Source organism: Ciceribacter ferrooxidans (assembly GCF_004137355.1).
GTDB lineage: Bacteria > Pseudomonadota > Alphaproteobacteria > Rhizobiales > Rhizobiaceae > Allorhizobium > Allorhizobium ferrooxidans.
The window spans coordinates 446,562-472,406 of the sequence record NZ_SDVB01000238.1; the positions used below are offsets into that span (position 1 = coordinate 446,562).

A 25,845-nucleotide genomic window follows, 5' to 3' on the forward strand; every position below is an offset into this window, starting at 1 on the left:
GCGTTTCGTCCTCAGGCGGGGCGTTGGGTGGTTTTCTGGAAGCGGGAGACGAGCTGGATCAGGCCGAGGCACCCCCAGGTGATGGCGAAGGCGATGACCGACAGCGCAAACGGTTCATAGGGCTTGTTGGCCCCGATGCGCTGCAGATACGGACCGAAGGCCGGACGGTCGAGCAGGGCGGCAAGCGTGAATTCGCCGATCACGATCGCGAAGGTGAGGAAGGCGCCGGAGAGCACCGCCGGGATGACGTTGGGCAGGATGACCCTGGCGAGAATGGTGGTCCATCCGGCTCCGAGGCTCTGCGCCGCTTCGGTGAGCGTGCCGACGTCAATCGTCCTGAGGCCGGTGTCGACGGCGCGGTACATGTAGGGCAGGGCGAGAATGGTATAGCCGAAGGCCAGCAGCAGATTGGTGCCGAGCGCCGATCCGGTCAGCGGCAGCCAGCTCGCCGTGTTGTAGAGCCTGATATAGCCGAACACGATGACGATCGCGGGGATGACCAGCGGCAGCAGGGTCAGGAATTCGACATAGGGGCGCGCCCACGGCATCTTGAGCCGCACCCAGAAGGCGGTCGGGACGACGAGCAAGACGCCGAAGACGATCGTCACGAGCGCCATGACCACCGAATAGCTGAAGGTCTGCTGGAACTGCGGGTCGCCGAAGACCTTGGCGTAGGCGTCGAAGCTGTAGACCCCGCGTCGGGCCTTCAGCGAGAATTCGAACAGGCCCGCGAGGGGAACGAAGAAGTAGAGCAGGCCGAAGATCAGCGCGGCCCAGCCGAGGATGCGTGTCCAGACGCTCATTTCAGCCACCTTTCGGCGCGGATACGCAGCCAGATATAGATGATGTTGGCAACCGCCGTGACGACGATCATGCCGAAGGCCATGGCATAGCCGAGATGCGGATTGCCGAGCACGTCGCCGCGAATCTGGGCGTAAAGCTGGATCGGCACGATGTTGAGGCTGGATCCCGTCAGGGCGATCGCCGTCGCGACGGCGCCGAAGGCATTCGCGAAAAGCAGCGCGAACGTGCCGAGCAGGGACGGGAAGAGGATCGGCAGCGCGACCATGCGCCAGTATTGCAGGGCGGTGGCGCCGAGCACCTCGGCCGCTTCTCGCCATTCCCGGCGCAGGCCCTCGAGCGCTGGCGTGATGATCAGGATCATCAGCGGGATCTGGAAGAAGAGATAGGTGACCGTCAGACCCCAGAAGCTCAGGATATTGAACCCGAGGTCGCGCTGGAGGACGATCCCGAAATTGCTGCGAAGGAAGACCGTGACAAGGCCGACCGGGCCGAAGGTCGCGAGGAAGGCGAAGGCGAGCGGAACGCCCGCGAAGTTGGAAGCCACGCCGGAAAAGGTAAGCAGCGGCGACTTGACCCACCGCGGGACGGTGCCGAACACGACAGCTGCAGCCATGGCAAAGCCGATCAGGCTGCCGAGTGCGGCCGAGGCGACCGAAATCTTCACCGAAATCCAGTAGCTCGAGGGAATCGTCCCGGAGTTCAGGTCGATGATGTTCTGCAGGGTGAAACTGCCATCGCGCGTCTGGAAGGCGCCTATGACGATGTGCATCGTCGGCAGGATCAGAAACATGGTCACGAACAGGGCAAAGGGCACCAGGCCCAACCATGTCAGGGGTACACGCAATCGACGTGCCGGGGGAGCTTCGTTCATCTAGGGGCCTTCGCGGCGGCAATGGTCAAAATTTTACGAAGTAAGGCTTAGAACTTCGAGAATGGCAAGCTCCGGTCCGACAGGCGGACCGGAGCCTCAACTTCAGGTCGGCTTACTGAACGTTGGCGCCGACGACCTTGTCCCAGCCGCCGGTGACGGCAGCCTTGTTGGCGTTCTGCTCCTCGACGGTCGGGAAGACGGCGGCTTCGTAGCTTTCAGCCGGCGGCAGCTTGTCGAGCAGGTCCTGCGGAACCTTGCCTGCCTTGGACATGGCGTTGAAGCGGGCCGGGTGGCAATAGCCCTTCAGCCACAGGTTCTGGCCTTCGTCGGAGTAGAGGTATTCCATCCACAGCTTGGCAGCGTTCGGATGCGGGGCGTAGGCCGAAATACCCTGGACGTAGACGCCTGCGAGGACACCCGTCTTCGGAACGACGATGTCGACCGGCGGGTTGCCGGCGAGTTCGTCGCGCCATGCAAGGACGTTGTAGTCCCAGGCGATGGCGATCGGCGTTGCGCCCTGGGCGATCGTGCCGGCCTTGGCGATGACCGGAACGAAGTTGCCGGCCTTGTTGAGCTCGGCGAAGTATTCGAGGCCGGCCTTGCCGGACTCTTCGCCGGCCTTGGCGCCCTTGTGCAGACCGGCGGCGAGAACGCCGAGGATGGCCTGGTTGGACGCGCGCGGGTCACCGGCGAGAGCGACCTGGCCGGCATAATCGGGCTTCAGGAGGTCGGCCCAGTCGGCCGGGGTTTCCTTGACGAGGTCCTTGTTCACGATGAAGGACAGAACGCCGTAATAGTCGCCGTACCAGTAGCCTTCAGCGTCCTTGACGGTGTCCGGGATTTCGTCCCAGGTGGAGACCTTGTAGGGCTGCAGCAGGCCTTCGGCCTTCATCTGCGGACCGAAAGCGAGGCCGACGTCGACGACGTCAGGCGCCTGCGGGCCCTTGTTGTCCTTGTTGGCCTTGATGGCCTCGACCTCGTCGGCGGAGCCGGCGTCCGGATTGAGCTCGTTGACCTGGATTTCCGGGTATTTGGCCTTGAAGCCGGCAATGACGTCGCCATAGCCGCACCAGCTGTGGGGGAGGGCGATCGTGGTCAGCGAGCCTTCCTTCTTGGCGGCTTCGACGAGTTCGGCGCTCGGTTCGGCGACGGCGACGGCGGTAGAGGCAATGACCATGGCGGTCGAGAGCGAGAGTAGGCGACGGAAGTGGCTAGTCACGGAAGTTCTCCTTGTTTTGTTTGAAGGCGACGCGCGTCTGATATTCGGGTTCGATGATAGTTATGTGACGGCTCGCGGTCCCGCGCGTCGGGACGGCGTGTTCTTCTTCTCCGTTGAATTTTAACGTTTTTCCCTTTCCCCTCCTGGATCAACGCAATTTGCGAAAAAGCCGGGCCTGCTCGAACAGGCCCTCGAGTGTCTTCATGCGCTCGCGGGTCTCGTCCCATGCCGAGCTCTGGACCGCCTCGATCAGCGCCTCGACGACGAAAAGGGTCACGACCGAGGAATCCCAGGCGGACGGTGCTTCGATCTGGACCTTGAAATTGTGCAGCGCGTGCTTGACGACCGGCGAGGTCCACTGGTCGGTAAAGAGGATGATCTGCACGCCGGCGGTCTTGGCGACAGCGGCAAGCGTCGCCATGTCCGCCTCGTAGCGGCGAATGTCGAAAATCACCAGCACGTCGCCGGCGTTCATGTTCAGCACGTGCTGCGGCCACGAACTGGCGTTCGACGACATCAGCGTCGTCTTCGGCCGAATGACCTGCATGTGGGTGAAGAAGTATTCGGCGAGCGCCCCGGTAATGCGGCCGCCGACGAAATAGACGCTGCGCTTCTTGTCGGCGAGGAGCTTCGCCGCTTCGTCGAAGGTGGCGGCGTCGAGCTCGCTCAGCGTCTGGCGCATGTTGTTCATCACCGCTTCGGCGAAGCGGTTGAGCACGTGGGTGCCCGGCGCATTGGAGGCCCAGCGGTCGTGCTTGGCGATCGGATTGGAGATCGAGGCCTCGAGCTCCTGGTGCAGATGTGCCTGGAACTCCGGATAGCCCTTGTAGCCGAGCTTCTGCACCATGCGCGCGACCGTCGGCGTGGAGACGCCGGCGTTTTCCGCGACGGTGGTGATGCTGCCCAGGCCGGATACGGGGTAGTTATCGAGCAGACTCTCCGCCAGCCTCCGTTCGGCGGGGGTCAACCCTCCGAAATGAGCATGGATTACGTCCGACACTGTCTTCGACGTCGTGAGCACGAGTTTTCTTGTTCCCCAGTCCGGTCTCCGCCGGCCCATGGGAAATTTATCAACCGTGCCCGGCACGGTGTCAATCCGCATCTTGAAGAGAAATTTTCAGAGCCGGATTGACTTAGGACAAAACGTGAAGAATTCTCTTCGGAAGGTAGAGAGGCGCAAAGTCTCCGGGGAGAACGGCCGAAATGCTCCTGAGAGCGAGTATCCTGACGTCCGCGGACGGAAATGCCGCAGCCATTGAAAAAGCGGATGCCTCGGGTCCGTTCCTGTTTGTGTGCGAGCACGCGAGCCGGCGCCTCCCCGAGAATGTCGGCAATCTGGGGTTGTCCGAAGAGGCGCTCTCGAGCCATATCGCCTGGGATCCCGGCGCGCTCGCCGTTGCCCGCCATCTCTCGTCCCAACTCGACGGTGCCCTGGTGCACCAGCGTTTTTCGCGTCTCGTCTACGACTGCAACCGCCCGCCGGAATCCCCGGGCGCCATGCCGGAAAGCAGCGAGATCTACGATATACCCGGCAATGTCGGGCTTTCGCCAGCGGAGCGCTATGCCCGCACCGCCGCCCTCTACATCCCGTTTCATGACCTGATTTCCTCGACCATTGCCGACCGCGAGGCGCGGGGGCAGGCGACAGTCATGGTAACGGTGCATAGTTTCACCCCGGTCTACCGCGGCGTCCGCCGGGAGGTAGAGATCGGCATCCTGCACGACACGGATCACCGTCTCGCCGATGCCATGCTCGATAATGCGGCCGGCGGTCCCTATCGTGTCGCCCGCAACGAGCCCTACGGCCCGGAGGATGGTGTGACGCACAGCCTTCGGCTCCATGCGCTGCCGAAGGGATTCATGAATGTCATGATCGAGGTCCGCAACGACCTGATCGCGAACGACGCCGACCAAAGGGTCATGGCCGGCTATCTGGCGGATTTGCTCCGTAAGGCTTTCGAGGCTTGCCAGAACTAACAAAAAAGACCCGTGGGAGCAGTTGGACTGCGCCGCCGACGTCAAAAGGCGCGGCGGAAAATGCATGGAATTGCCCGCAATCCCGTGGGCGATCGGTTAATTGGGGGACGTCATGTCAGATTATACCGAAGCAGACAAAAAGCACGACCTGCATATATTGCACTCCATGGGTTATGCCCAGGAGCTGGAGCGGCGCATGAGTTCGTTCTCGAACTTCGCGATCTCGTTCTCGATCATCTGCATCCTGTCCGGCGGCATCAATTCGCTGGGCCAGGCGACTTCCGGCGCAGGCGGCGCCGCCATCGGGCTCGGCTGGCCGCTCGGCTGCCTAATCTCCGGCATCTTCGCCCTCGGCCTTGCCCAGATCGGTTCGGCCTATCCGACGGCCGGTGGCCTCTATCACTGGGGGTCGATCCTCGGCAACCGGTTCACCGGCTGGCTCGCGGCCTGGCTCAACCTGCTCGGTCTCGTCACCGTTCTCGGGGCCATCAACGTCGGCACGTTCTACTTCTTCTTCGGCTCCTTCGGTTCCTATTTCGGCATCGAAGACACGTTGACGCACCGCGTCGTGTTCGTGGCGCTGATCACCGGCGTCCAGGCACTGATCAACCATTTCGGCATCGGGCTCACGGCGAAGCTCACCGACTTTTCCGGCTACCTGATCTTCGTGACCGCGATCCTGCTGACGATCGTCTGCCTGATCTCGGCCCCGAGCTACGAAATCGGCCGCCTCTTCACCTTTGCCAACTACACCGGCACGGAAGGTGCGTCCCTCGTCTGGCCGACAACCGTTTCGGGCACGATGGCCTTCCTGCTCGGCCTTCTGCTGCCGATCTATACGATCACCGGCTACGATGCCTCCGCCCATACCTCCGAAGAGACGGTCAAGGCCGCCCATTCGGTTCCGAAGGGAATGGTCACCTCGGTCATCTGGTCGGCGGTCTTCGGCTACCTGATGCTGTGCTCGTTCGTTCTGATGATCCCGAACATGGACGACGCCGCCAAGCAGGGCTGGAACGTGTTCTTCTGGGCGATGGACGCGCAGGTCAACCCGACGATGAAGGAGATCCTCTACTTCCTCATCTTCCTGTCGCAGTTCCTCTGCGGTCTGGCGACCGTCACGTCGCTGTCGCGCATGATCTTCGCCTTCTCGCGTGACAAGGGTCTTCCGGCTTCCTCCGCGCTTGCGAAGGTCAGCCCGAAACACCGCACGCCGGTTGCCTCGATCTGGACCGGATCGATCCTTTCGGTGCTGTTCGTGTGGTTCACCTCGGCAATCACCATTGCCGGCACACCAGCCTATTCGATCGTCGTGTCCTGCACGGTCATCTTCCTGTTCCTCTCCTTCGCGCTGCCGATCGCGCTCGGCTTCGTGGCCATCGGCACGCCCAAGTGGCCGGCGATGGGACCGTGGAACATGGGCATCGGCGTCTATCGGCTGATTGCCGTCCTGGCCATCCTCGCCATGGCGATGATCTTCTACATCGGCATTCAGCCGCCGAACGACTGGGCGCTGCCGATCACCGTCGGCTTCCTCGTCATCACCGGTGTCGTCTGGTTCGTCTTCGAAAACAAGCGCTTCAAGGGCCCGCCGATCGGCGACGAGGTCAAGAAGCGTGCAGCCGAGATCGCAGCCGCCGAGAAGGCGGTCGGCGAGACGGCCTGAGCCGAGACGAAAAGCCTGAAAGGTCCGGCCGCGGGGAGCGGCCGGATCATCCCACCACGACCCGGCCGGCGATTGCCGGCGCAACGATATCCCTTTCATGGGCGGAGACACGATGAGCACCAGCTACACTTTTGACGATCTGAAGATGGATGTGGCCGAGGGCCGCATCGACACCGTTCTCGCCGTGCTGGTGGACATGCAGGGCCGGCTGATGGGCAAGCGTTTCCAGGCCGAGTTCTTCGTGGAGAGCGCCTACAAGGAAACCCACAGCTGCAACTATCTGCTTGCGACCGACATGGAGATGGAGACGGTCTCCGGCTACAAGGCGACGAGCTGGGAAAAAGGCTATGGCGACTACACCATGAAGCCGGACCTCTCGACGCTGCGCAAGACGCCCTGGCTCGAAGGCACGGCGCTGGTCATCTGCGACGTCCTCGATCACCATACCCATGCGGAGGTTCCGCATTCGCCTCGTGCGATCCTGAAGAAGCAGGTCCAACGCCTCGAAGCGATGGGCATGAAGGCCTTCATGGCCACCGAACTGGAATTCTTCCTGTTCGACCAGACCTATGACGATGCGCGGATGTCCGGCTACCGCGACCTGCAGCTCGCCTCGGGCTACAACGAGGATTACCACATCTTCCAGACGACCAAGGAAGAAGACGTCATGCGTGCGATCCGCAAGGGTCTGCAGGGCGCCGACATTCCGGTCGAGAACTCCAAGGGCGAGGCGTCTGCCGGCCAGGAGGAAATCAACGTCCGCTACGCCGACGCGCTTTCGATGGCCGACCGGCATGCGATCATCAAGAATGCCTGCAAGGAAATCGCCTGGTCGCGCGGCAAGGCGATCACCTTCCTCGCCAAGTGGAACTACAGTGCCGCCGGCTCGTCGTCGCACATCCACCAGTCGCTGTGGAGCGCCGACGGGAAGACGCCGCTGTTCTTCGACGAAAACGGCGAGCACGGCATGTCGTCGACGATGAAGCACTACATGGCCGGCCTTCTCGCCCATGCGAGCGAGATCACCTATTTCCTCGCGCCCTACATCAATTCCTACAAGCGCTTCATGGCCGGCACCTTCGCGCCGACCAAGGCGATCTGGTCGAAGGACAACCGCACCGCCGGCTACCGCCTTTGCGGCGAGGACACCAAGGGCATCCGCGTCGAGTGCCGCGTCGGCGGGTCCGACCTCAATCCCTACCTCGCCATGGCCGCGCTGATTGCCGCAGGCATCGACGGCATCGAGAAGAAGCTTGAACTGGAGCCGGCCTTCGTGGGAGACGCTTACGGGGCCCGCGAGGTTCGCGAGATTCCCCGGACGCTGCGCGCGGCAACGGAATCGCTGCGCAACTCGGCCATGCTCCGGGCGGCGCTCGGCGACGACGTGGTGGACCACTATGTCCGCGCGGCCGAATGGGAACAGGAAGAATACGACCGCCGCATCACCGACTGGGAAGTGGCGCGCGGTTTCGAGAGAGCTTGAACCACACAGACAGGATTTAAGATCATGACAATGATCCAATGTATCTCGCCGATCGACGGATCGGTCTATGCCGAGCGCGAGGCGATGTCGCTCGAGGCGGCGAAGGATGCCGTCCAGCGTGCGCGCAAGGCGCAGAAGGCCTGGGCGCGGCGGCCGCTCGAGGAGCGGGTGCAGCTCGTGCTGAAGGGCGTCGCCCGCCTCAATGAGATGTCGGACGAGGTCGTTCCGGAACTGGCCCACATGATGGGACGGCCGGTCCGCTACGGCGGCGAGTACAAGGGCTTCAACGAACGCTCGAACTATGTCGCCTCGATCGCGGCGGATGCGCTCGCGCCGTTGGTGATCGAGGACAGCGCGACCTTCGAGCGCCGCATCGAGCGCGAGCCGCACGGCGTCGTGCTCGTCATCGCACCGTGGAACTATCCCTACATGACGGCGATCAACACGGTGGCGCCGGCGCTGATGGCCGGCAACACCGTCGTCATCAAGCATGCCACCCAGACGCTGCTCGTCGGCGAGCGCATGGTGCGCGCCTTCGTCGAGGCCGGCGTTCCGGAAGACGTCTTCATCAACCTCTTCCTCGACCACGCCACCACCACGGCGCTGATTGCGACCGGCAGCTTCAACTTCATCAACTTCACCGGCTCCGTCGAGGGCGGACGGTCGATCGAGCGGGCGGCCGCCGGCACCTTCGCCGGCCTCGGGCTGGAACTCGGCGGCAAGGACCCGGGCTATGTGATGGAGGACGCCGACCTCGACGCCGCCGTCGACACGCTGATGGACGGCGCGACCTACAATTCCGGCCAGTGCTGCTGCGGCATCGAGCGCATCTACGTGCACGAGAGCCTCTACGACGCCTTCGTCGAGAAGTCGGTCGCCTGGGTCTCCAACTACAAGCTCGGCAACCCGCTCGATCCGGAAACGACGCTCGGGCCGATGGCGCACCGGCGCTTTGCCGCCCATGTGCGCGAGCAGATCGCCGCCGCCGTCGCCAAGGGCGCCAAGGCGCTCGTCGATCCGAAACTGTTCCCGCAGGATGACGGCCACGCCTACCTGATGCCGCAGATCCTGGTGAACGTCGATCACTCGATGTCGTTCATGAAGGACGAGACCTTCGGTCCGGCCGTCGGCATCATGAAGGTGAAGAACGACGCGGAAGCGATCGAGCTGATGAACGACAGCCCTTACGGCCTCACCGCGTCGCTCTGGACGCAGGACCCGGCGCGCGCGGCCCATATCGGCCGCGAGATCGAGACCGGCACCGTCTTCATGAACCGCGCCGACTATCTCGACCCGGCGCTCTGCTGGACCGGCTGCAAGGAAACCGGCCGCGGCGGATCGCTGTCGGTCATCGGCTTCCAGAACCTCACCCGTCCGAAATCCTACCACCTCAAGAAGGTCACGAAATGAATATCGTCGCAAACTGGAGCTATCCGACCGCCATCAAGATGGGCCGGGGGCGGATCAGGGAGCTCGCCGACGCCTGCAAGTCGCTCGGCATGAAGAAGCCGCTGCTCGTCACCGATCGCGGGCTGGCCTCGATGGCGATCACCCAAGGCGCGCTCGACGTCTTGGAAGAGGCGGGCCTCGGCCGCGCGATCTTCGCCGACGTCGACCCGAACCCGAACGAGAAGAACCTCGAAGCCGGCGTCAAGGCCTTCAAGGACGGCGGTCATGACGGCGTCGTCGCCTTCGGCGGCGGCTCGGGCCTCGACCTCGGCAAGTGCGTCGCCTTCATGGCCGGCCAGACGCGGCCGGTCTGGGACTTCGAGGACATCGGCGACTGGTGGACGCGGGCGAACGTCGAGGGCATCGCCCCGATCGTCGCGGTGCCGACGACCGCCGGCACCGGCTCGGAAGTCGGCCGCGCCAGCGTCATCACCAATTCGCAGACCCATGTGAAGAAGATCATCTTCCATCCGAAGTTCCTGCCGGGCGTCGTCATCGCCGACCCGGAACTGACCGTCGGCATGCCGAAGATGATCACCGCCGGCACCGGCATGGACGCCTTCGCCCACTGCCTTGAGGCCTATTCCTCGCCGTTCTTCCATCCGATGAGCCAGGGCATCGCGCTCGAAGGCATGCGGCTCGTCAAGGAATTCCTGCCGCGCGCCTATGCCGACGGCACCGACATCGAGGCGCGCACCAACATGATGGCCGCCGCCGCCATGGGCGCGGTCGCCTTCCAGAAGGGGCTCGGCGCGATCCACTCGCTCTCGCATCCGATCGGCGCGGTCTACAACACCCATCACGGCATGACGAACGCCGTGGTGATGCCGCCGGTGCTGCGCTTCAACCGCGCGGAGATCGAGGAGAGGATCGCGCGCGCCGCCGCCTATCTCGGCATCGCCGGCGGCTTCGACGGCTTCTACGACTACGTGCTGGCGCTGCGTGCCGAACTCGGCGTGCCGGACAATCTCTCGGCCATGGGCATCAAGCCCGACCGCATCGACGAGCTGACCGCGATGGCGATCGAGGACCCGAGCTGCGGCGGCAACCCGGTCAAGATGACCTTCGAGAACACCAAGGCACTCTTCCTCGAATGCTTCTGAGGCGTTTTACCCTCGGTTGACATGCAAGGGCCCGCGTTCCCAGGCGCGGGCCCTTTTTCTTTTCCGCATCAATGGTCTGGCGGGTGCCGGGGCGGTCGCGGACGACGGGCCGTTTGCCCTTTGTTAACCATAATGAACGAGAGTGACGGGCATCGACGCCATGAGCGCGGTGTCGGAGTGAGCGATGTCGGCTCGCCGCACTTTCGAGGACACACAACATGCCAGTCATCTCATTCGCCAACGCCAAGGGCGGTGCCGGCAAGACCACAGCGGCGCTGCTGCTCGCCACCGAACTCGCCCAGCAGGGTTTTCGCGTTGCGATCATCGACGCCGACCCGCAGCACTGGATCAGCCAGTGGCACGAGCTTTCCGGTCCGCAGCGCAATATCGAGGTGATCTCCGAAGTCTCCGTCGCGTCGCTGCAGGGGCACATCGCCGAATGCGCGCGCACGGCCGACTATACCGTCATCGACCTCGCAGGCGCCCGCGACGCGATCGTGACCACCGCGCTCGGCCTTTCCGACCACGTGATGATCCCGGTTCAGGGCTGCGCGATGGATGCCCGCGGTGCCGCACAGATCCTCGATCTCATCGGCCTCATCGAGGAGAAGGGGAGGCTCTCGATCCCGCATTCGGTGGTGCTGACCCGCGTGACCTCGATGGTAACGACCCGCGCGCTGCTCGCGATCAAGGGCCTGTTGCAGGCCCGCGGCGTCAACGTCGTCAACACGCCGATCGTCGAGCGCAACGCCTTCCGCGAGATCTTCGACTGCGGCGGCACGCTGCACACGATGGACCCGGCAAAGATCAGCAATCTCGACCGGGCGCGTGAAAACGCCCGCGCCTTCGCGCTCGAAGTCATGCGCGTGCTGCCTGTGAGGGTCGTGCGCTCGCAGCCCGCCCGCCGGTTTCTGCGGGTGGTCGGCAACGCGGCGTGAGGGCGGCAACAGAGTGAGAGGGCCGCTGGCTGGGGGGCACCCGGCCGGCGGTTTTTTTTGTTGTGGGGCGTTGATTCTGGTAAACCTTGGGCACCATGAACCAAGTTGGCAGAATCAGCGCGAATAACAATGATGGCTTCATCGAGCTCGGAAGAACATTCCATGAGCTTTCCAAATACGCCAGCGATGAAGACAGTGTTGATATAGTTCAGACCTCCCACGTGGGCGAGAGCCTTTCATGGGACGACCTGCTGACGGGTTACCGTACCGTCATCCTCGCGGAGGCAGGTGCCGGGAAAACCTCGGAAATCCGGAATGCAGCATCGAATCTGCGAGCAGAGGGGAAGGCTGCGTTCTTTCTACGGCTCGAATATATTCCCGCCGACATCGATCTAGCCTTCGAGGTCGGGGCGCGCGATCAATTCGACGAATGGTTGGGGCACTCGGACGAGGGATGGCTGCTGCTCGATTCCGTAGACGAAGCGAGGCTGCGCCACCCGAAAGACTTCGAACTTGCAATTCGTAAGCTCGGCATGTTGCTCGGATCGGCAAAAGATCGAGCCCATATAGTTATCACGGGTAGAACGACGGCGTGGCGCCCTCAAACCGATCTTGCTTGCTGTGTCACTTATCTTCCTTATCGTCCGACAGAGAAACAGCCCACGCCTCCTCCTGCGTATGAAACCGAAGTGCAGACAGCGGAAACTGTTGTTGAACCGGATGAGAAGCGCGATCCTGAACCGGTTTTCAAAATTGTCACTCTCGACAATTTGACTTCGGAGCAGGTCGCCCGATTTCTGGAGTCAATAGGCATCGTAGACAGTAAGCTGTTTCTCAACGCCGTGGAGCGTGCCGATGCATGGTCCTTTACGGCGCGTCCCCAGGATTTGAAAGAGCTGGCCGAATTCTGGCTCGATAATGGCCGCATCGGCAGTCGCCTGGAAATCATGCGAAATAGTATCGATCGACGCCTTGCGGAAAGAGATCAAGGGCGCGCCGAATCTCGCCCCCTTGCAGAGGATCGTGCCCGTTATGGCACGAGACTCTTGGCAGCCGCCACGACCTTGTCGAAAGAGCAAACTATCCGAGTTCCGGACGGCGCCGATAACGGCAAAGGCATCCCGGTCAAACAGGTGCTTCCGGACTGGACCGAGACGGATCAGCTCACCTTGTTGTCCCGCCCAGTATTCGATGAAGCAATATACGGGGCGGTAAGGTTTCATCACAGGTCAGTCAGGGAATATCTGGCTGCCGAATGGTTCGCCGACCTGCTTGCTCGCGGGACGTCGCGTCGGACAATCGAGAATCTCTTTTTCCGCGAGCAATACGGCATCACGATCGTGACACCAACATTGCGGCCAATTCTGCCATGGCTTGCCTTGCTCGACGAAAAGATAAGGCAACGGATTATCGAGACTGCGCCCGAGGTCGTGTTCGAGGGCGGAGATCCCAGCCAGATACCGATTGAAGACCGGCGCCGGATTTTGCGCGACGTATGCGAACAGATTGCCACGGGAACAGACAGACGGTCAGTGCAGGATTATGCCGCCGTGCAACGCTTCGCCAATGCAGATCTCGCGGATGATATTCGAGAACTGGTTCGCACCTACAAGGATCATGAACTTCGGGCTTTTCTGCTGAGGATGGTTTGGCTGGGGCAAATCACCGGGGTCCTTCCGGAAGTGCTCGAAATCGCCCTCTCGCCAACCTCAGAAATATATGAGCGTCGCACGGCTTTTCGAGCCTTGCGGGCAGTCGGGTCCGACGAAGACAATGAGAAAGTTCGAAATAGCTTTCTGACCGAAGCGCCGACGCTCAACCGCGACTTGCTCGCTGAGCTCCTCGAAGAACTCGAACCCACGCCAGCGACCGTGGAATGGCTTCTTGCGGCTATTGCGAAGTCGGATGGCAAACAATCTTACTCCGTCGACAGCCTATCCGATCACGTAGCGAACTTCGTCGACGGAACCCCTCTTGACCTCTTAGAGCCGCTTGTCGAAGGGCTTAACCGCCTTCTTGGCCAGCAACCGGTCGTCGAGCGGCGCTATGTCGAAGTCTCGCAACGGTTTGAATGGCTGCTGGTCCCGGCGATGAGGGCAGTGGAACGCCTTATTTTGGCTCGGCGTGAATTCGCTCTTCAGCCGCCCTCTCTGGATACGATTCACAAATTGTCTTCTGCGCGGGCATATCAGAGCGATGAGGTTAGACATGACAGGACCGATTTTGCGGTCCTCTTGTCCGAATGGCCCGAATTGAACCGCGCGCAATTCTGGTTCGAGGTGGAGCGCTCACGATCCAGCCTCGAAAACAAGAGTGAGAGATTGACCACTGTATGGGGCGTATCTGTTTTGGGTGGGTTCTGGCAGTTCGGCTCAGACGACTTTGAATATGCTGTTGCGCAAATTCACGAGCAAACAGAGCTTGATAACAGGTTGGTGGCCCTATCGCTGGCCTTCGATATTTATCGCAGTGCCGGTCGCCCCAAAGGATGGCGCGAGAGACTCAAACGGGCAGCTTCGCAGAACGAGGAGTTGGCAACCCAACTGCGTCGCTATCTTAAACCGCCGGCAGATCAGGAGCGCCGTCGCTTCAAAGATCAGGAACGAAAGTGGAGAAAGCGGCGCGAGAAGTATGCGGAGAGACAGCTACGCGAGCGCGATGACTCGCGGGCATATCTGCAAAAGAACCTTGAGACGATCAAAGCCAAGGCTCGCGACAATCCCGGCGCCGCACTAAATGAACTGCGTTACCTATTCGATCGAAGCCGCGATCAGCACCGCATAGCAGGGCGCTGGACGGAGTATAGCTGGCGAAAATTGGTCGACGATTTCGGAGAAGAAGTCGCTCAATTCTACCGGGATGCCGTGGCGGATTTTTGGCGAAACAATGTCCCCGAACTTCGATCGGAAGGTGCGGAGATGAATAAGACTTCGCTCAGTACGATTCTCGGTTTGGCAGGGCTCGAAATCGAGTCTCACGAGGTCCACAATTGGTCTCAAAATCTGACTGACGACGAAGTGAGATTGGCTTGCCGCTATGCCTCCTTCGAACTGAACGGCTTTCCGCCATGGTTTCAGCAGCTCTTTGAAGCAAATCCGCAGGTCGTTGAAGATTTTCTTTTCGGCGAAATGCTCTATGAACTGTCGATCGAAACGCCCGAGGGACGGACGCACTATCTGCTTGATGATGTGAGCTGGTCGGGCCAATGGGCCTGGGATCGCTTGGCCCTGCGGATTGTTGATTGGCTGCAAATCAATGAGCCGATCAATCTCGAAAATCTTCGGATGCTTCTCAAAATTATTCAGGGATCATCTATTCCAGATTCCGAGATTGCAGCATTGGCGCAGCAAAAATGCGCCTCGCTGGAAAGCAGCGGGAATCTCGCCCTGTGGTACGCCGCGTGGACGGGCGTCGATCCGGAACACGCTATTCCTCGCCTTGCCTCGCAGATAGTTGCGATTCCGGGGGACAAGGAGCAAACCGACTTCGCAATGAGTTTCGTCACTCATCTGTTCGGGGGCCGCCGCAATGAGAACGGCGGCGCTCGCTCCGCTTTCGAGCAGGCCGGCCACTTGAAGCAACTTTATCTCCTGATGGCCCGATATATCCGCCGAGAAGATGACATAGAGCGCGCGGGAACAGGCGTTTATTCCCCCGAGCTACGGGATGATGCTCAAGATGCTCGGAATCATCTCTTCGATATGCTGGTAAAACTGCCCGGCAAGGACGCTTTCCTTGCTCTTTCGGAGATCGCCGCCATGCAGCCCGAGCGGCCTTGGCTGCAACGTCTAGTCAAGGAAAAGGCGGAACGGGAAGGCGATATCGAAGCGCTCTCCCCGATCCAGGTGCGCCAGCTCAACGACAAGCTTGAAAATACACCGACGGATCACCGCCAATTGGCAGACCTCGCATTCATGCGGCTTCTTGACCTCAAGGATGATCTCGAAAACGGCGATAGCAGCATCGCTGTTATCCTGAGAGCCGTGGCAAAGGAAACCGATATACGGAAATATATCGGCCGGGAGCTACGAGAAAAGGCCTTTGGTCGCTACGTCATTCCGCAGGAAGAAGAACTTGCCGACGCGAAGAAGCCGGATCTGCGTTTTCACGGCGTCGGTTTCGATGCGCCTTTGCCGGTGGAACTGAAGATCTCGCACAGATGGAGCGCGTCTGAACTGTTTGAACGTTTGGAAAACCAGCTCTGCGGCGACTACCTTCGCGATAACCGGTCCAATCGTGGAATTTTCGTGCTCGTCCATCAAGGTAAGCAAGCGAAGTGGGACCTTCCGGAGGGGAAACGTAAAGTGGACTTCGAAGGGTTAATTGCAGCTCTCCAACAGAGATGGCTGGAAATTTCTCCGAAGTACTCCAACGTTGATGATATTCAGGTCATCGGTATCGATTTGACCAAGCGAGATAAGAAAACCTCCCACGAGGATTAGATACACGTTGTGTATACGTGTGATAGCCCCGGCGCATCGGCCAAATCGAGCGCGCCGGATGCCAGTCAGCAATAGGCTATGACGCGACTGTCGGCGACATAGGTGCCACGGCATTCCGTCAGCTCCGCTCCCCCCCTCAATCCACGAATTCGACCGTCACCCCCGGCGAGACCATCTTGGCGAGTTCGGTGGCGTCCCAGTTGGTGAGGCGGATGCAGCCGTGGCTCTGGGTGCGGCCGATCTTTGCGGGTTCGGGGGTGCCGTGTATGCCGTAGGTGGGCTTGGACAGCGCCATCCAGACCGTGCCGACCGGGCCGTTCGGGCCCGGCGGGATCGCGAGCACCTTGTTGTTGCTGCCCTGCTGGAAATTGATCTTCGGATTGTAGGTATAGCCGGGGTTCAGCGCCACGCGCTCGACGGTGACGATGCCGGACGGCGAGGGGGTGTCGGCCGAGCCGATGCTCGCCGGATAGGCGGCGAGGAGGCTTCCGTCCTCGCCATAGGCGAAAACCTGCTTCTTGCCCTTGTCGGCGACGATGCGGGCGACCTTGCCGGTCTTCGGCTTGCCGGGCTCGACGACCTTGATGATCGTGCCGGGGATGGTGAAATCGACCCCCGGATTGAGCGCGCGCAGGTAGTTCTCGTCCATGTGGAATTTTTCGGCGAGCATTTCCACGGTCGAGGTGTAGGCGAGCGAGGGGAGTTGCGCCTTGAGGCTGTAGTCTTCCGGAATGGAGGCGACATAGGGGCCTGCGGCGTCGCCCGGCGTGATCGTGTAGGAGGTCACCGCCATGCCGCCCGACATGCGCAGGCGTTCGAGGATGTCCTCGGCATTGTTCGGGTCGATGGTCTCGCCGGTCATCTCCTGCCAGGCGACGAGCGCCTTGTTGACGTTCTGGCCCATCTTGCCGTCGATGACGCCCGGCGAGGTTCCTTCGCGGTCGAGGAAGACCTGCAGCGCGGTGATCTCGAGCTGCGAGAGATTGCTTTTGACCGGAATGTCCGGCGTGACGATGGTCTGCGGCGCCTGGTCGACCGGCGGCGGCATGTCCGGACCGCCCGACGGCATGTCCGGCAGCGGCTGGTCGAGCGGCGCGCGGTCGACCGTGCCCCGTTCGGGGATCGCGCCGGTGACGACGCCGTCATCCTCAAAGCCGGGGGCGGGGGCGCCGAAATCCTCGTAGACCGGCTCCCCCGAACCGGGGTGGCGGCGGGGGAAATAGGTGTCTGCGCGCACTTCGGTGGCGATCACCCGGCCGCGGCGGTCGATCAGCACGCGGCGGCCCATCCGGTCGCGGCTCACCACGACCTCGCCCTCTTCGGGCGTGTAGCCGAGAATGTCGCCTTCCGGCGTCACCAGCAGGGTGTCGCTGCGATAGGGGTCGAACCCTTCTTGCGCCTCGGCCGCCGTCCACGCCGCCGAGCCTGCGGCCAGCGTTGCTACTACCAGTCCTGCTTTCCACATGTCGGCCACGATGACGAAGTTCCTCAGATGAATGTCGGCTGCGACAGACGCGACAAATTTGACACTAGTGTGGAAAAGGTGAATTCATGGTGAATATTGACCTAATCGTGATCGCCGGCGTGCCGCTTTCCTCCAAGCGGGGGTCGCGCGAAAAACCTTCCCGCAGGAGCAATTCATGATCGAATTCAAGGGGCTCTCCGGCCCTTCGCTGACCCTCGACCAGAGCTCCGTGCTCGACATCGGCGCCTGTATCGTCGACGGCGTCGACCTTGCGCCGGGGCGGGCGATCCCCGACGACGGCGATCCGCGAATCGATCATTCGCTGGAAGGCTTCCTCTTTACCTGCGGCCCGGACCATATCCGTCATCCCGAACCGGTCGGCGAGGGGCGCGGCACCTATCCGCTGCACGGTTCCTTCTCGTCGCATCCGGCGGAAATCCTTTCCTTCGAGACCGTCGAGGGTAACGCGGAAGCACGCGCGGTTGTTTCGGTTCGGCTCGCCGACGGCGGCAGCGCGAGACTGGAGCGGCTCTGGCGGATCGACGGGGAGACCGGCGAAGTGCACCTCTCCGACCGGGTGACGAACAGCGGGGAGGCGCCGTTCCCGGCGATGCTCATGTATCACATGAACGTCGGGGCCCGGCATTTCGACGACGGCGTGCGGCTTTCCGGCGCCATGCTCGACGGCGGCGGCTTTCCCTGGGCCTTCGGGGCGGACCCCGGCGGGGTGTTCTGCGTGGCGGCGGTCGGGGAGGGCGAGCCGTGGGCGGAGGTGCGCCTCGGGCCGATCCGGGCGATCGGCGGCAGGACGCTGCGCGTCCGTTTCCGGACCGACACGCTGCCCTTCCTGCAGATCTGGCGCAACCAGCAGGCGCCGGCGAACGTTCTCGGCATCGAGCCGGTCTCGCATCGCTGGGAGCCGCGCAGCGTGCTCGCCGAGCGCGGCGAACTCGAGCTCATCGCGCCCGGAGAGGCGCGCGACTACGCGCTTTCCTTCGCGTTCGTGTGATTGCAGGCGGCGGGCGATTGACGCCCGTCGGCCTTGATCGTAGAGCTTTGTCCCGCATCAGGAAGGGAGCGCCCGCGCCATGGACATCAGGCAGATCGACGAGGAATACTCGGTCACCGGACAGATCACCGTGTCGGACCTCGACACCATTTTCGAACTCGGCTTCCGCTCGGTCGTCTGCCACCGGCCTGACCACGAGGAGCCGGGCCAGCCGCTGTTTGCCGAGATCGAGCGGCGTGCTGCGGAACTCGGCCTGAAGATCGCCCACGTGCCCGTCGGCCCGATGGGCGTCACCTCGGAAGCCGTCGCCGGCATGGTCAACGCGCTCGACGATTTCGAGCGGCCGATGCTCGGCTATTGCCGCTCCGGCGCCCGCTCGACCGCCATCTACCAGAAAAGCCTGCAGCTGCGCGACTGAGCGGCTGCCGCCTTCATCCTTCGACACAACAGGAGAATTGACATGAGCATCAAGCGCATCGAACCCGGCGCCCGCATGAGCGGCGCGGTCGTCCACGGCAACACCGTCTATCTCGCCGGTCAGGTCGGCGAGGGCGCGACCGTCACCGAACAGTCGAAGTCGGCGCTCGCCGAAGTCGACCGTCTGCTCGCCGCCGTCGGTTCGGACAAGTCGAAGATCCTGCAGACGATCATCTATCTCTCCGACATGTCGACCTTCGCCGAGATGAACGCCGTCTGGGAAGCCTGGATCGACCCGAAGAACCCGCCGGCCCGCGCCACCAGCCAGGCCGCTCTCGCGACGCCTGCCTACAAGGTCGAGTTCGTCGTCACCGCGGCGATCTGATCACCGTCATCTGGCGGATGAGAGGCCGGGAGAAATCCCGGCCTCTTTCGTTTTAGGGCAACCCGGCGCGATCAGGTCCCCGGTCTCTTTCGCCGCCGCGGCGGCGTGGTCAGCTTCCCGCCTCGGCGTCCACGGATCGATGTCCGCGCCGCCGCCGAGGCGCTCGACGAGGAAGTCGATGAAGAGCCGCGTGCGGGCCGGCAGAAGCTCGCGGTGCGGAAAAAGTACGTGGATGTGGAGCGCGCCGGCGTCGTAGCCGTCGAGCAGCGGCACGAGATCGCCGTTCGCCAGCGCCTCACCGCAGACGAAGCTCGGCAGGAGCCCGATGCCGGCACCGGCGAGTGCCGCCTGCAGGAGCGCCTCGGCGCTGGTCGACAGCATCCGCGGTGAAATCCGCACCTGTTCCTCCCTTCCGTCACGCGCAAGGCTCCAGGTGGTCCAGGGCTGCGGCACGGCGAAGGTGAGGCAGGCGTGATCGGCGAGCGCGGCGGGTGTCTGCGGCCGGCCGTTTCGCTCCAGGTAGGCGGGGCTCGCCACCAGATGGAAGCGCGAGAGCGCGATGCGCCGGCCGATCAGGCTGGTGTCGAGGCTGCGGGCGATGCGGATCGCCACGTCGAAGCCCTCCTGGACGATGTCGACCGACCGGTTCGAGAGGTCGAGAACGAGGTCGATGTCGGGATGCCGCTCCAGAAACGAGGCGAGGATGACGGGCAGATGCCGGTTGCCGAATTCCGTCGGCGCGGTGATGCGGAGCGTCCCCTGCGGGCGGGCGCTGTCGGCGCCGGCCTCCGCCTCCGCCGCCTCGATCTCGCGCAGAACGCGGGTGCAGCGCTCGTAATAGAGCGCGCCGGCCTCCGTTACCCGCACCTGCCGCGTGGTGCGGTTGAGGAGCCGCGCGTCCGTGCGCTTCTCGAGGTGGCCGAGATGCTTGCTCACCATCGCCGGCGAGAGGTCGAGACTGCGGGCGGCGGCGGCAAGCCCACCGAGTTCGACCACGCGCACGAAGACCTGCATGCTTTCGAGCGTATCCATCGGGCCGTCATTCACTCCTGGTTACGGGACCGTTCATCGGCGGCAGGCTTCTGCCCGGCCGCCGCCGGCCATAGAAGTGCGCCATTCGTCCGAAACGATCAAGGAGGCCACCATGGCGGCGCTGCTGCAAATCGATTTTCCGTTCGAAGGCCCGTGGGGCGATGCGATGACGGAGGCCCTTTCCGGGCTCGCCGCCGATATCGCCTCAGAGGAGGGCCTCCTCTGGAAGATCTGGACCGAGAACCCCGCCGAGCGCCGTGCCGGCGGCATCTATCTCTTCACCGACGCCGAAAACGCCGCACGCTACGCGGAGAAGCACGGCGCGCGGCTGAAGGGTTTCGGCATCGACGAAATCGCCTGCCGGTCCTTCGCGGTCAATCCGGGGCTTTCGGCCATCACCCGCGCCACGCTCTGAGGACATTCGTCATGTTCACCAGCCTTGCCGAGGTCAGGATCGGCGAACTCGCCCGTTTCCTCTCCGTCTTCGCCACCGCCGGCGCCGCCATGCGTCGCAAGCACGGCAGCACCGGCGCCCGCGTCTTTGCCGCCGGCGAGGGCCGGGTCTTCGTGCTGATCGACTGGCCGAGCGAGGAAGCCTTCCTCGCCTTCCGCGCCGACCCGGAGGTGCCGGCGACGATGGCCTCCGGCGGCACGCTCGCCCCGCCGAGTTTCACCGCCCTCGAGTTCGTCGCAAGCTTCCCCGCCTGAGCGGGCCAGCTCGGCGCCAGCCATGCGGATCGCCCCCAACCCTCCGGCATGGTCGCCGCCGCGCGCCCGGTGCATTCCTGCGCCGGGCGCCTTCGCTCCCGATGCGCGACCTTCCGCCGCGTTGTCCGGCGACGTCGCTGCTTGCCGGCGAGGCCGGATGGTGGAACAATCCCCGGCGACTGGACGTTTCGCAATCCCTTGAAGACAAAGAGGAGCGACCATGGCCGACAATCCGATCCAGGAACAGATGCGCGAACTTCAGGCCCAGATCCGGGAACTCCGGGAAACGCTCGGGCTCCAGGGCGAGCGCGCCGCAGGACAGCTGCGCCAGCGCGCCACGGCGGCTCTCGAAGGGGCGAGCCGCACGGCGGGCGATGCGGCGCAATACGCCCGCAATGAAGCGGCGACCGTCGCCGGCGTGGTGCGCGAGCATCCCGCGGCAACTTCGACGGCGCTCCTGATGGCCGGCCTCATCGGCGGTCTGGTGGGCTATTTCATCGCCACCTCGTCAGAGGCGCACCAGCGCTCGCATTACCGCTGGTACTGAAGAGACGGCCGGGGAGACGAAGGGCGGGGCGATCTTTCGCCCGCCCGTCTTCGTGCGCTGGTCTCTTGTCATCGCACCGTCACATCCGCATCCTAAGAGCGCCCCTCCGCCAATATTGACCGCAGGCGTCTCGTGACCTCTTCCGCTCCCCGTCTCCGTTTCGGCATCATCGCCGATCCGCAATATGCCGCCGCCGAGCCCGATCTCCGGCTAGACCGCTATTTCACCAAAAGCCTCGACAAGCTTGCTGAGGCGGTCCGCCGGTTCAACGCCGAGGAGCTCGACTTCGTGCTGACCCTCGGTGACGTGATCGACCGCGGTTTCGAGAACTTCGACGCCGTGCTCTCCGTCTATGCGGGGCTCCGCCACGAATGCCTGTTCCTGCCCGGCAACCATGATTTCATTGTCGAGGAGGCGCGGCTCGGCGAGGTGCATCGAAGGCTCGGCATGGCCGCCCCCTATTACGACCTCGTGCGCAACGGCTGCCGCATCGTCGTCATCGAGGGGAGCGACATCTCGCTCTTCGCGCCGCCGGCCGCCGATCCCCGCCGCGCCGCCGCCGAAGAGATGCTTGCAACGCTGCGGCGGGCGGGAGCCGCCAATGCCCAGATATGGAACGGCGGTGTCGGCGAAGCCCAGCTCGCCTGGCTTTCCGGGCGGCTGGCGCTCGCGGAAGAAGCCGGCGAGACGGTGATCGTCATGGGCCACTATCCGCTCTTCCCGCACAACGAGCACAATCTCTGGAACGCCGAGGCGGTGGCCGGCCTGCTCGTCCGTTCGCCGGCAGTCGCCGCCTATTTCTGCGGTCACAACCACGCCGGCAATTACGGCGAACTCGGCGGCACCCATTTCGTCAATTTCCGCGGCATGGTCGATACCGAGCGGGAGAACGCGTTCGCCCTCGTCGAGGTCTTCGACGACCGCATCGACATCACCGGCTTCGGCCGCGAGCCGAGCCGGAGCCTCGGGCTCCCCGTGACCGCGCGGCGCGGCTGGCCCTAACCGTTGACGGCCGCGTCCTCCGCCCGCCAGCCGTTTACCCAGAGCGCCCGCAGCCGGTCGCCTTCGCCCTTGAAGAATCCGTCCGCCTCGGCGCAATGCTCGATCCGGTCGGCGCGGAAGCTGCGCAGCGCCTGCCGCAGCTCGCACCACGCGACGATGGTCGCGGTCTGCGAATAGTAGATGAGCGCGATCGGCCGGATGATGCGCTCGCTCGCCCGTCCGAGCTCGTCGCGATAGTCGATCTCGAGCTTGCGCTCGTCGCGGATCGCCCGTCTAAGGAGCGCCAGGTCGACGCCGGCAGGCGAGGGGGCGGATGCGCCCCAGGCGTAGAGCGCCTTCGTTTCCAGCGTGCGGCGGAGCGGCGGCGGCACAGCACCGGCGATCTTTTGGTTGACCCGTTTCGCTGCCCGTTTCAGCCCTTCGTCGCCGGTGCGTTCGAGGAGTGCGAGCGCCAGCACGACTGCCTCGGTTTCCTCGATGGTGAACATCAGTGGCGGCAGGTCGAAGCCGGGACGCAGGATATAGCCGAGCCCGCGCTCGCCCTCGATCGGCACCCGCATCGCCTGAAGGGCGGCGATATCGCGGTAGATCGAGCGCTCCGTCACTTCGAGCGCCTCGGCGATCGTCCGCGCCGTCACCGCCTTTCGCGCCGTGCGCAGGATCTGGATGATCTCGAAGAGCCGCGAGGCCTTGCGCATTTTGTGATCCTCCCCGAGAGGGTCTCCTGACAGGACGCTGTCAGTTGCTCCTCGCTAGATTTCCGATCAACAGGCTGATTTTTCGTCCGAAACCACGACGCAGCCGATCCGCTCTCGCAAGGATACTGACATGACTTACACGGAAAATCTCTGGCTTTTCTTCCTCCTGATCCTCGGAATCATCATCGTGCCGGGCATGGACATGATCTATGTGCTCGCCAGTTCGCTTTCTGGCGGCCGCCGACAGGGGCTGACGGCGACCGGCGGCATGATGACCGGCGGGGCGGTGCACACGCTCTACGGCACGCTCGGCACCGGCTTTCTCGTCGCCTTCGCGCCGCGCTTCTTCCTGCCGCTTCTCGTCCTCGGCGCCGCCTATATGATCTGGGTCGGGTTTTCGCTCGTCCGCAGCTCCATCACCGTCTCCTCGGTCGAAGGGGTCGGACGGCGGAGCGGCTGGACGACCTTCCGGCAGGCGGTGACGACCTGCCTTTTGAACCCCAAGGCCTATATTTTCGTGCTTGCCGTCTATCCGCAGTTCCTCAAACCCGTCTACGGGCCGATCTGGCTGCAGGGGCTCGTCTTCGGCGTCATGACGGTCCTGATCCAGGGCCTCGTCTACGGCGCGGTGGCGCTTGCCGGAGACCGCGCCCGCAGCCTTCTCACCAACAGCCCGGCGATCACCGTCTGGATCGGCCGCGGCGCCGGCGCGCTTCTCATCACCGCCGCCGCCGTCACGCTGTGGGAGAGCCTGCGGTGAGGCGGAGATTGCCGGCCGAGGTTGTTGGAACGCTCAACCTCCTCCGTCACCCCGGACTTGATCCGGGGTCTAGCCGCGGCGCGTCCGCGCCGCGAGGGACTCCTCTCGCGATCAAGGACTTGATCGCGCTGGATGCCGGATCAAGTCCGGCATGACGGCGGTTTTGCGGTTGCGCCGCCGATCGCCGGCCGTCTTGATCACCGTTTTCCGGCAGCTCCGACAGGTATCGACTTCGTGAACAGGATCAAGGATTTGCCGCCCGCACCCGGCATCACCGGATTGTGACTTCATTCCGCCGCGAACATCCGGCAATCATCGGGCGTTGGTGTCAACGCCGGCGCGGCCGGTCATTGAACGGGAGTATTTTCTATGAAGCTGAGATTTGTCGTGGCAGCGGCCGTCGCCGCCGGTTTGGGAATGGGCACGGCTTTCGCCGCCGGAGAACCTCAGGTCGTGCGTCAGGAAATGATGGAGAAGGTCGGCGACGCGATGGGCGCCATCGGCGCAATCGTCAAGGGCAAGGCGCCCTTCGATGCCGCGGTGGTGAAGGGCTCGCTGACCACGATGAAGGAAGTCGCCTCGACCTTCCCGGAAAATTTCCCCGCCGGCTCCGAGACGGGCTTCAAGACAGAAGCGAGCCCGAAGATCTGGGAAAACACGGATGACTTCAAGGCCAAGGCGGCCAATCTTGTGAAGGTCGCCGATGCGCAGCTCGCCGCTCTTCCGACCGACCAGGCGAGCACCGGCGCGACCATGAAGGCGCTCGGCGAGGCTTGCAGCGCCTGTCATGAGACGTACCGGCTGAAGAAGTAATCGCGCGGGCGAGACGCGACGAAGCGGGTTCCGGCCGAAGGCGGCCGGGCCCCTTTCGGCATATCGCATTCGTCCTGCGTGCTTTCGGAGGTGTCATGGCACGGAAAACCCTGAAGGCGCTCGGCGCCCTCGTCGTCCTCGGGATCGCCGGCGGCGCCGGTTTTCTCTTCGTCACCGCGCCGGCCCCGCAGGCGGCTTCCGTATGGGCGGATCTCGGTGCGCCCGACCTCGAAAACGGCCGGCGCATCTTTTTTGCCGGCGGCTGCACGAGCTGCCATGCGGCGAAGGGTGCGGCGGGCGACGATCGCCTGGTGCTCTCCGGCGGAGCGCCGCTCCAAAGCCCCTTCGGCACCTTCTATGCGCCGAACATTTCGAGCGACGCGGCGGCCGGTATCGGCTCCTGGACACTCGCCGAGTTCGGCAATGCGATGACCCGCGGCGTCGGCCGCGATGGCGAACATCTCTATCCGGCCTTCCCCTACGGCTCCTATGCGCGGATGACGCCGAAGGACGTCAACGACCTCTTCGGCTTCCTGAAGACGCTGCCGGCGAGCGACAAGACGGCGCCGGACCACGCGCTCTCCTTCCCCTTCAACCAGCGCCTACTGCTCGGCGGCTGGAAGTTCCTCTATTTCTCCACCGGCCCGCGCGTCGAACTCGCCGATGCCTCCGATGTGGCGAAGCGCGGCCAGTATCTCGTCGAAGGGCCGGGCCATTGCGGCGAATGCCACACCCCGCGCGACGGCTTCGGCGGCTTCAAGGCCCGGCTGTGGCTCGCCGGCGGGCCGAACCCGGAAGGCAAGGGCACGATCCCGAACATCACCCCCGGCTCGAAGACCATGGGTTCCTGGACCGAGGACGACATCGCCACCTATCTCGAAACCGGTTTCACCCCCGATTTCGACAGTGTCGGCGGTGCGATGGTCGAGGTCCAGAAGAACATGGCCGAGCTGCCGGCCGAGGACCGCGCGGCGATCGCCGCCTACCTGAGGGCCGTCCCCGCGGTGGAATAGGGCTGAGCGTCATATTGCTTGCAAAATGTGCTAGCATCCTCCAT

At 63.4% G+C, this 25,845-nt stretch carries 24 protein-coding genes; 17 read left to right on the top strand and 7 right to left on the bottom strand.

Annotation, left to right across the window (positions count from 1 at the left end):
• Window positions 1-11 precede the first annotated feature (11 nt).
• The 4 genes from EUU22_RS13110 to EUU22_RS13125 form a co-directional block, all read right to left on the bottom strand.
• Window positions 12-803 (bottom strand): ABC transporter permease, encoded by a 792-nt coding sequence (locus EUU22_RS13110; protein ID WP_129332424.1) that lies wholly within the window; start codon window positions 801-803, stop codon window positions 12-14.
• Window positions 800-1,675, bottom strand: a complete 876-nt coding sequence (locus EUU22_RS13115) for an ABC transporter permease (RefSeq protein ID WP_129332425.1) — start codon at window positions 1,673-1,675, stop codon at window positions 800-802. The genes EUU22_RS13110 and EUU22_RS13115 overlap by 4 nt, the downstream gene beginning before the upstream one ends.
• A 112-nt stretch (window positions 1,676-1,787) precedes the next feature.
• The gene (locus EUU22_RS13120) at window positions 1,788-2,852 is read right to left on the bottom strand and encodes an ABC transporter substrate-binding protein (RefSeq protein WP_439329152.1); all 1,065 of its coding nucleotides are present in this window, start codon (window positions 2,850-2,852) and stop codon (window positions 1,788-1,790) included.
• A 190-nt stretch (window positions 2,853-3,042) separates the two neighbouring features.
• Window positions 3,043-3,954, bottom strand: coding sequence for a MurR/RpiR family transcriptional regulator (locus EUU22_RS13125; protein ID WP_439329146.1), 912 nt, complete (start codon window positions 3,952-3,954; stop codon window positions 3,043-3,045).
• A gap of 143 nt (window positions 3,955-4,097) precedes the next feature.
• Here EUU22_RS13125 and EUU22_RS13130 point away from each other — a divergent pair, with 143 nt between their 5' ends.
• The 7 genes from EUU22_RS13130 (at window position 4,098) to hyoA (ending at window position 15,952) form a co-directional block, all read left to right on the top strand.
• Complete coding sequence (locus EUU22_RS13130; protein ID WP_129332427.1) at window positions 4,098-4,871, top strand: N-formylglutamate amidohydrolase; 774 nt, start codon at window positions 4,098-4,100, stop codon at window positions 4,869-4,871.
• A 112-nt stretch (window positions 4,872-4,983) separates the two neighbouring features.
• Window positions 4,984-6,537, top strand: a complete 1,554-nt coding sequence (locus EUU22_RS13135) for an amino acid permease (protein ID WP_129332428.1) — start codon at window positions 4,984-4,986, stop codon at window positions 6,535-6,537.
• A gap of 112 nt (window positions 6,538-6,649) precedes the next feature.
• Window positions 6,650-8,020 (top strand): glutamine synthetase family protein, encoded by a 1,371-nt coding sequence (locus EUU22_RS13140; RefSeq protein ID WP_129332429.1) that lies wholly within the window; start codon window positions 6,650-6,652, stop codon window positions 8,018-8,020.
• A gap of 24 nt (window positions 8,021-8,044) precedes the next feature.
• Window positions 8,045-9,430: an aldehyde dehydrogenase family protein gene (locus EUU22_RS13145; RefSeq protein WP_129332430.1), complete on the top strand. Its 1,386-nt coding sequence runs from the start codon at window positions 8,045-8,047 to the stop codon at window positions 9,428-9,430.
• Window positions 9,427-10,572: an iron-containing alcohol dehydrogenase gene (locus EUU22_RS13150; protein WP_129332431.1), complete on the top strand. Its 1,146-nt coding sequence runs from the start codon at window positions 9,427-9,429 to the stop codon at window positions 10,570-10,572. The genes EUU22_RS13145 and EUU22_RS13150 overlap by 4 nt, the downstream gene beginning before the upstream one ends.
• A gap of 218 nt (window positions 10,573-10,790) precedes the next feature.
• Entirely contained in the window at window positions 10,791-11,510 is a 720-nt protein-coding gene (locus tag EUU22_RS13155) for an AAA family ATPase (RefSeq protein WP_129332432.1), read from the top strand.
• Between the two features lie 95 nt (window positions 11,511-11,605).
• Window positions 11,606-15,952 carry an NACHT domain-containing antiphage protein HyoA gene (gene hyoA / locus EUU22_RS13160; protein ID WP_129332433.1) on the top strand — a complete coding sequence of 1,449 codons (4,347 nt, stop codon included), beginning with the start codon at window positions 11,606-11,608 and terminating at the stop codon, window positions 15,950-15,952.
• Window positions 15,953-16,088: 136 nt separating this feature from the next.
• Here hyoA and EUU22_RS13165 read toward each other — a convergent pair whose 3' ends face one another.
• Window positions 16,089-17,417: a L,D-transpeptidase gene (locus EUU22_RS13165; protein WP_129332844.1), complete on the bottom strand. Its 1,329-nt coding sequence runs from the start codon at window positions 17,415-17,417 to the stop codon at window positions 16,089-16,091.
• A 175-nt stretch (window positions 17,418-17,592) separates the two neighbouring features.
• Between EUU22_RS13165 and EUU22_RS13170 the strand changes: the two genes are divergently transcribed.
• The 3 genes from EUU22_RS13170 (at window position 17,593) to EUU22_RS13180 (ending at window position 19,228) form a co-directional block, all read left to right on the top strand.
• The gene (locus tag EUU22_RS13170; protein WP_129332434.1) at window positions 17,593-18,426 is read left to right on the top strand and encodes an aldose 1-epimerase family protein; all 834 of its coding nucleotides are present in this window, start codon (window positions 17,593-17,595) and stop codon (window positions 18,424-18,426) included.
• Window positions 18,427-18,505: 79 nt separating this feature from the next.
• The gene (locus tag EUU22_RS13175; RefSeq protein ID WP_129332435.1) at window positions 18,506-18,844 is read left to right on the top strand and encodes a protein tyrosine phosphatase family protein; all 339 of its coding nucleotides are present in this window, start codon (window positions 18,506-18,508) and stop codon (window positions 18,842-18,844) included.
• A 42-nt stretch (window positions 18,845-18,886) separates the two neighbouring features.
• On the top strand, window positions 18,887-19,228 hold the full coding sequence (locus EUU22_RS13180) for a RidA family protein (RefSeq protein WP_129332436.1): 342 nt from the start codon (window positions 18,887-18,889) through the stop codon (window positions 19,226-19,228).
• A gap of 6 nt (window positions 19,229-19,234) precedes the next feature.
• Here the strand turns inward: EUU22_RS13180 and EUU22_RS13185 are convergent, their stop codons facing one another.
• A complete protein-coding gene (locus EUU22_RS13185; RefSeq protein ID WP_129332437.1) occupies window positions 19,235-20,260 on the bottom strand; it encodes a LysR family transcriptional regulator in 1,026 nt (341 codons plus the stop codon).
• A gap of 112 nt (window positions 20,261-20,372) precedes the next feature.
• On the opposite strand from EUU22_RS13185, the gene EUU22_RS13190 reads away from it, so the two are divergent.
• From EUU22_RS13190 to EUU22_RS13205, 4 genes are all read left to right on the top strand, one after another.
• Window positions 20,373-20,675, top strand: a complete 303-nt coding sequence (locus EUU22_RS13190) for a monooxygenase (protein WP_129332438.1) — start codon at window positions 20,373-20,375, stop codon at window positions 20,673-20,675.
• Window positions 20,676-20,686: 11 nt separating this feature from the next.
• Window positions 20,687-20,968: an antibiotic biosynthesis monooxygenase family protein gene (locus EUU22_RS13195; RefSeq protein ID WP_129332439.1), complete on the top strand. Its 282-nt coding sequence runs from the start codon at window positions 20,687-20,689 to the stop codon at window positions 20,966-20,968.
• Window positions 20,969-21,188: 220 nt separating this feature from the next.
• A complete protein-coding gene (locus tag EUU22_RS13200; protein WP_129332440.1) occupies window positions 21,189-21,515 on the top strand; it encodes a hypothetical protein in 327 nt (108 codons plus the stop codon).
• 132 nt (window positions 21,516-21,647) lie between these two features.
• On the top strand, window positions 21,648-22,517 hold the full coding sequence (locus EUU22_RS13205) for a metallophosphoesterase (RefSeq protein ID WP_129332441.1): 870 nt from the start codon (window positions 21,648-21,650) through the stop codon (window positions 22,515-22,517).
• Here the strand turns inward: EUU22_RS13205 and EUU22_RS13210 are convergent.
• Window positions 22,514-23,215: a helix-turn-helix transcriptional regulator gene (locus EUU22_RS13210; protein ID WP_129332442.1), complete on the bottom strand. Its 702-nt coding sequence runs from the start codon at window positions 23,213-23,215 to the stop codon at window positions 22,514-22,516. The two genes, EUU22_RS13205 and EUU22_RS13210, sit on opposite strands and share 4 nt — an antisense overlap.
• 130 nt (window positions 23,216-23,345) lie before the next feature.
• Here EUU22_RS13210 and EUU22_RS13215 point away from each other — a divergent pair, with 130 nt between their 5' ends.
• The 3 genes from EUU22_RS13215 (at window position 23,346) to EUU22_RS13225 (ending at window position 25,801) form a co-directional block, all read left to right on the top strand.
• The gene (locus EUU22_RS13215; RefSeq protein ID WP_129332443.1) at window positions 23,346-23,975 is read left to right on the top strand and encodes a LysE family translocator; all 630 of its coding nucleotides are present in this window, start codon (window positions 23,346-23,348) and stop codon (window positions 23,973-23,975) included.
• 369 nt (window positions 23,976-24,344) lie between these two features.
• On the top strand, window positions 24,345-24,788 hold the full coding sequence (locus EUU22_RS13220) for a c-type cytochrome (RefSeq protein ID WP_129332444.1): 444 nt from the start codon (window positions 24,345-24,347) through the stop codon (window positions 24,786-24,788).
• 95 nt (window positions 24,789-24,883) lie between these two features.
• Window positions 24,884-25,801: a c-type cytochrome gene (locus EUU22_RS13225; RefSeq protein WP_129332445.1), complete on the top strand. Its 918-nt coding sequence runs from the start codon at window positions 24,884-24,886 to the stop codon at window positions 25,799-25,801.
• The last annotated feature ends 44 nt before the right edge of the window (window positions 25,802-25,845 follow it).

Excerpts from the sequence above, each read along its gene's own strand:
- EUU22_RS13110 (WP_129332424.1), bottom strand. The coding sequence starts at position 803 with ATGAGCGTCTGGACACGCATCCTCGGCTGGGCCGCGCTGATCTTCGGC.
- EUU22_RS13115 (WP_129332425.1), bottom strand. The coding sequence starts at position 1,675 with ATGAACGAAGCTCCCCCGGCACGTCGATTGCGTGTACCCCTGACATGG.
- EUU22_RS13120 (WP_439329152.1), bottom strand. The coding sequence starts at position 2,852 with ATGGTCATTGCCTCTACCGCCGTCGCCGTCGCCGAACCGAGCGCCGAA.
- EUU22_RS13125 (WP_439329146.1), bottom strand. The coding sequence starts at position 3,954 with ATGGGCCGGCGGAGACCGGACTGGGGAACAAGAAAACTCGTGCTCACG.
- EUU22_RS13130 (WP_129332427.1), top strand. The coding sequence starts at position 4,098 with ATGCTCCTGAGAGCGAGTATCCTGACGTCCGCGGACGGAAATGCCGCA.
- EUU22_RS13135 (WP_129332428.1), top strand. The coding sequence starts at position 4,984 with ATGTCAGATTATACCGAAGCAGACAAAAAGCACGACCTGCATATATTG.
- EUU22_RS13140 (WP_129332429.1), top strand. The coding sequence starts at position 6,650 with ATGAGCACCAGCTACACTTTTGACGATCTGAAGATGGATGTGGCCGAG.
- EUU22_RS13145 (WP_129332430.1), top strand. The coding sequence starts at position 8,045 with ATGACAATGATCCAATGTATCTCGCCGATCGACGGATCGGTCTATGCC.
- EUU22_RS13150 (WP_129332431.1), top strand. The coding sequence starts at position 9,427 with ATGAATATCGTCGCAAACTGGAGCTATCCGACCGCCATCAAGATGGGC.
- EUU22_RS13155 (WP_129332432.1), top strand. The coding sequence starts at position 10,791 with ATGCCAGTCATCTCATTCGCCAACGCCAAGGGCGGTGCCGGCAAGACC.
- hyoA (WP_129332433.1), top strand. The coding sequence starts at position 11,606 with ATGAACCAAGTTGGCAGAATCAGCGCGAATAACAATGATGGCTTCATC.
- EUU22_RS13165 (WP_129332844.1), bottom strand. The coding sequence starts at position 17,417 with ATGTGGAAAGCAGGACTGGTAGTAGCAACGCTGGCCGCAGGCTCGGCG.
- EUU22_RS13170 (WP_129332434.1), top strand. The coding sequence starts at position 17,593 with ATGATCGAATTCAAGGGGCTCTCCGGCCCTTCGCTGACCCTCGACCAG.
- EUU22_RS13175 (WP_129332435.1), top strand. The coding sequence starts at position 18,506 with ATGGACATCAGGCAGATCGACGAGGAATACTCGGTCACCGGACAGATC.
- EUU22_RS13180 (WP_129332436.1), top strand. The coding sequence starts at position 18,887 with ATGAGCATCAAGCGCATCGAACCCGGCGCCCGCATGAGCGGCGCGGTC.
- EUU22_RS13185 (WP_129332437.1), bottom strand. The coding sequence starts at position 20,260 with ATGGATACGCTCGAAAGCATGCAGGTCTTCGTGCGCGTGGTCGAACTC.
- EUU22_RS13190 (WP_129332438.1), top strand. The coding sequence starts at position 20,373 with ATGGCGGCGCTGCTGCAAATCGATTTTCCGTTCGAAGGCCCGTGGGGC.
- EUU22_RS13195 (WP_129332439.1), top strand. The coding sequence starts at position 20,687 with ATGTTCACCAGCCTTGCCGAGGTCAGGATCGGCGAACTCGCCCGTTTC.
- EUU22_RS13200 (WP_129332440.1), top strand. The coding sequence starts at position 21,189 with ATGGCCGACAATCCGATCCAGGAACAGATGCGCGAACTTCAGGCCCAG.
- EUU22_RS13210 (WP_129332442.1), bottom strand. The coding sequence starts at position 23,215 with ATGCGCAAGGCCTCGCGGCTCTTCGAGATCATCCAGATCCTGCGCACG.
- EUU22_RS13215 (WP_129332443.1), top strand. The coding sequence starts at position 23,346 with ATGACTTACACGGAAAATCTCTGGCTTTTCTTCCTCCTGATCCTCGGA.
- EUU22_RS13220 (WP_129332444.1), top strand. The coding sequence starts at position 24,345 with ATGAAGCTGAGATTTGTCGTGGCAGCGGCCGTCGCCGCCGGTTTGGGA.
- EUU22_RS13225 (WP_129332445.1), top strand. The coding sequence starts at position 24,884 with ATGGCACGGAAAACCCTGAAGGCGCTCGGCGCCCTCGTCGTCCTCGGG.